Source organism: Neobacillus drentensis (assembly GCF_036962765.1).
In the GTDB taxonomy this organism is placed as follows: Bacteria; Bacillota; Bacilli; order Bacillales; family Cytobacillaceae; genus Neobacillus; species Neobacillus drentensis_C.
In genome coordinates this window covers 5,876-9,554 of the sequence record NZ_JBALOS010000119.1, presented here as the reverse complement: position 1 = coordinate 9,554, position 3,679 = coordinate 5,876, and the positions used below count along the sequence as shown (strand labels likewise).

At 38.6% G+C, this 3,679-nt stretch carries 3 protein-coding genes and 1 riboswitch; of the genes, 1 reads left to right on the top strand and 2 read right to left on the bottom strand.

Annotation, left to right across the window (positions count from 1 at the left end; all coding sequences use genetic code 11):
• Positions 1-76 precede the first annotated feature (76 nt).
• Positions 77-1,045 carry an NAD(P)-dependent alcohol dehydrogenase gene (locus V7137_RS15425; protein ID WP_335698907.1) on the top strand — a complete coding sequence of 323 codons (969 nt, stop codon included), beginning with the start codon at positions 77-79 and terminating at the stop codon, positions 1,043-1,045.
• Positions 1,046-1,175: 130 nt separating this feature from the next.
• Here V7137_RS15425 and V7137_RS15420 read toward each other — a convergent pair whose 3' ends face one another.
• A complete protein-coding gene (locus V7137_RS15420; RefSeq protein ID WP_335698906.1) occupies positions 1,176-2,054 on the bottom strand; it encodes a 5'-methylthioadenosine/S-adenosylhomocysteine nucleosidase in 879 nt (292 codons plus the stop codon).
• A gap of 163 nt (positions 2,055-2,217) precedes the next feature.
• Positions 2,218-2,321, bottom strand: a riboswitch (purine riboswitch).
• Between the two features lie 340 nt (positions 2,322-2,661).
• Positions 2,662-3,654: a peptidoglycan recognition protein family protein gene (locus V7137_RS15415; protein WP_335698905.1), complete on the bottom strand. Its 993-nt coding sequence runs from the start codon at positions 3,652-3,654 to the stop codon at positions 2,662-2,664.
• Positions 3,655-3,679: the final 25 nt, after the last annotated feature.

Here is a 3,679-nt window from a genome sequence, read left to right as displayed (position 1 = left end):
TCTTTAAACTGGAATATCCTTTAATTTGAAGGCAATAAGTTACATGGAACACATGAAAGGAAATGAGGAGGTTCTAATGAAAGCAATCGTTTCTAACAAATATGGTCCCCCTGATGTGCTTGAATTAATAGAGGTAGAAAAACCTATCCCTGGGGACAATCAGGTACTGGTAAAAATACAGGGTGCTTCCGTAAATTTTAGTAACTTGGTCCTTTTAAAAGGAGAACCGTTCTTAGCCCGTCTTGCGTTCGGACTCTTTAAACCAAAATACGGCATACCTGGAGGTGACATAGCAGGTCAAGTTGAGGCGGTTGGCAAAGATGTACAGCAGTTCCAACCAGGTGATGAGGTGTTTGGTGATCTATCAGGTTTTGGCTGGGGAGGCTTTGCTGAATATGTATCAGTTCCGGAACGTGCACTAGCATTAAAACCAGCTAATCTTTCTTATGAAGAGGCCGCTTCGGTCCCTATGGCGGGTGTGACAGCCCTACAGGGTCTACGGGATAAAGGTAAGCTTCAGTCAGGCCAAAAGGTATTAATAAATGGTGCGTCGGGTGGTGTCGGTACTTTCGCAGTCCAGATCGCAAAATCATTCGGAGCTGAAGTAACCGGTGTGTGCAGTACAAGAAATGTAGACATTTTGCAATCGCTTGGAGCAGACCATACGATTGACTATACCAAGGAAGATTTTACCCAAAAACCACAGCTTTATGACCTCATACTGGGAGTTAACGGACATAAACCACTCTCAGCTTACAAGCGGATATTAAGTCCGGATGGAATTTTTGTGCATGTTGGGGGTTCAGGTTCACAAATGTTCCAAGCCATGGTCCTCGGTCCTTGGATTTCAATGACTGGAAAAAGGAAAATGGGTACCTTTTTACAAAGACCGAATCGCGATGATTTGATTTATATGAAAGAGCTACTTGAAGCGGGTAAAGTCAAACCTGTCATTGATCGGAGTTATAAGTTAAGCGAAGTACCCGAAGCATTCCGATATTTTCAAGAAGGACACGCACAGGGAAAAGTGGTGATCACGATGTAAATGATCGTTGAATAATGGTGGTATTTTTCCAAAAACATCCCATATTTGCAATAACTCTAGTCCGATTAAAAAAAGAGCTGTGTAAACAGCTCTTTGGTAACTTTACCGAAATATCGGCACTTCTTACTACTTATTTGCTTTGAATGGTCGCAATATATTTTTTTACGACTTCATATACATACTCTTGATTTGCTGGTCCTGTATTTGGGTCGTACTTTCCGCCATTTGTTTTGTTATTAGATAGGATACGAATTCCTAAGAATGGAACGTCATATGCTTGGGCAATTTGTGCTGCTGCGGCACCTTCCATTTCTTCTACCGATGTACCATAATTTGTATGGAACCATTTAATACGATCCACTTCATTGTTCCAAACATCGGCTGAACCGATTGTACCTTCAACTACCTTACCCTTGGTGTATTGATCTTTTACGGCATTAGCAGCTGCAAGCAGATCTTCATCACCTTCGTAGTAACGGACTTTTTCAGCGTTCGGATCTGATCCACTTCCTTCAGAAGCCATTAAGTCCATTGGTTTCCAATTAGTTGGGTCCATCCCATGGTTTTCTTCCATATTTCCTGTTTTTAATGAACCAATGTTTGTCGTTCTTTTTCCTAAAACAATATCAAACACGTTCAAACTTGGGTCATGGCCGCCCGATGTTCCTTGGTTGATAATGGCGATCGGGTTATATTTTTCAATCGCTACTGCTGTAGCAGCAGCTGTATTTTCCATTCCCTTACCTGTTTTAACGACGATAACAGGATAATTATTTAACTTTCCTTTGTAAAACACAAAGGTTCCTGACTTTTCCACTTTAACTTTTTCTAACTTTTGTGCAAAATGTTCTGCTTCAATAGGCATTGGACCTTCAATAAGAATGGGTCTCCCGGCACCTTCTACTTTTGTTTCATGTAGGAAAGTTTTATTAACTCCTACTGATACAGTTATTAACAGTACAGCAATCGCTGCTAATAGCGTGCATTTTTTTAGCATGTTGTTTTTCATAGATAAGCGCCCCTTTTCTTGGATGGTAGGATACACTCGATAATAAAAAAAGTCTAGAAATGTAGATTGAACTCTACCCCTCTAGACGTACGAAAGTCAAAGTATTGATAATTAAGCAGTTATGCAAAATTATAAAATGGCTGCAGCACGAAATGCCGAAAAGAAGCCGAATACTTTAACTCGTAGTCTAGTTCTTTCATTGGGAACCAGGTAGAGACACTCAGACCATATTACCGAGTATATACGAGTAACGATATGAAATTTATTACTTTCTTAATATAACAAACTTATAATGGAATTACAACAAAAAGGTGAATGTTATTGCAAATATTAATCTTAATGTTCGTGTTTAAAAGGAAAATCATTGAAAAATAGGACTAATTACTTATTAACTTGGTAATTCCACAAATATTTATTAAAATTTACCTACATATTATAATAGAAAATCTACCTGTTTTAATGGCTATTTCAAAATGCATTAATTTTCATCATGGAACGTTCATGCGGACAGAAACCCTAAATAAAATACAAAATTTGTCCTCATGTGTCGTTCATGAGGACAAATATCCATAAATCAATTTAATATTTGCCCTCATGAATGCTTTGTTTAATGCGTTGAGGCTGAAATTTCTTGCATTTTACGTGATACCAGGGGATAAAAATGATTAATGGCACTGGTTGTGGAATTACCTCCAAAAAATCCTTTTCCGGGGCATGTTTTTACATTGTAAGCTGGACCTCTATCCAGCACTCTTTCCTTTGTTCGTAAATTCCACCAATGATGATAGGTGATACTGTCAATCGATGGAGTTAATCCGAATTTTAAAGAAAGCACGGCCGTAATATAAACAATCGTTTCCTTTTGTTCCGCAGTCATAACATCATGACCTTTATCAAAATTGCCAACATTTTCGATGGCGATCCCTGTTGCGTTCACCTTTGGTCCAATGGTGCCTTCGGGGGCGATGTTAAAGGGTCTTGAAACGGCTATTTTTCCATCTGGAAAAGTGGTAATATTTTGAGCGATATTACTCCAGCCCATTCTTCTTTTATGGAAATTTTCCATCCCCATTAACATTTGAAAATGATTGGATCCATTAAATTGCTTGTAGGACGGTAAATAGGTGTGATGTTGTTGAATGAGAGTCACGTTCCTATTAATCTGAGCGTTAAATAACCAAACCCTAAATTCCTCCCTCGTCATTAAGATATGCTGCCCTTGCATCGTCATTTTTTTAGGTGGAATCTTGAGCACTTGCCCGATATATAGTTGATTAGATGAAAGTTTATTGTTTACTTTAATCCGATTGACGGAAGAATGGAAAGCAGACGCGATGCCTCTCAGAGTATCCCCAGCAACCACTTCATACGTGGTCGGAACCCATAATTTTTGGCCAATTAATAATGTATTGGACTGCAATCCATTGGTCACTTTTAGGACATTGACGTTAGTTCCATATTTAGTAGCAATTCGCGGCAACGAATCGCCTTGCTTAACAATATAAATATTACTCGGCTTATAACCAGCTGCATGGGCAGGAATACTATTTAAAAGAATGCTAAAAAACAAACTACATACAATCACCAAATGTTTTCTCATGGTTTAAATCCCTTCACTATATTTC

Excerpts from the sequence above, each read along its gene's own strand:
- V7137_RS15420 (WP_335698906.1), bottom strand. The coding sequence starts at position 2,054 with ATGAAAAACAACATGCTAAAAAAATGCACGCTATTAGCAGCGATTGCT.
- V7137_RS15415 (WP_335698905.1), bottom strand. The coding sequence starts at position 3,654 with ATGAGAAAACATTTGGTGATTGTATGTAGTTTGTTTTTTAGCATTCTT.
- V7137_RS15425 (WP_335698907.1), top strand. The coding sequence starts at position 77 with ATGAAAGCAATCGTTTCTAACAAATATGGTCCCCCTGATGTGCTTGAA.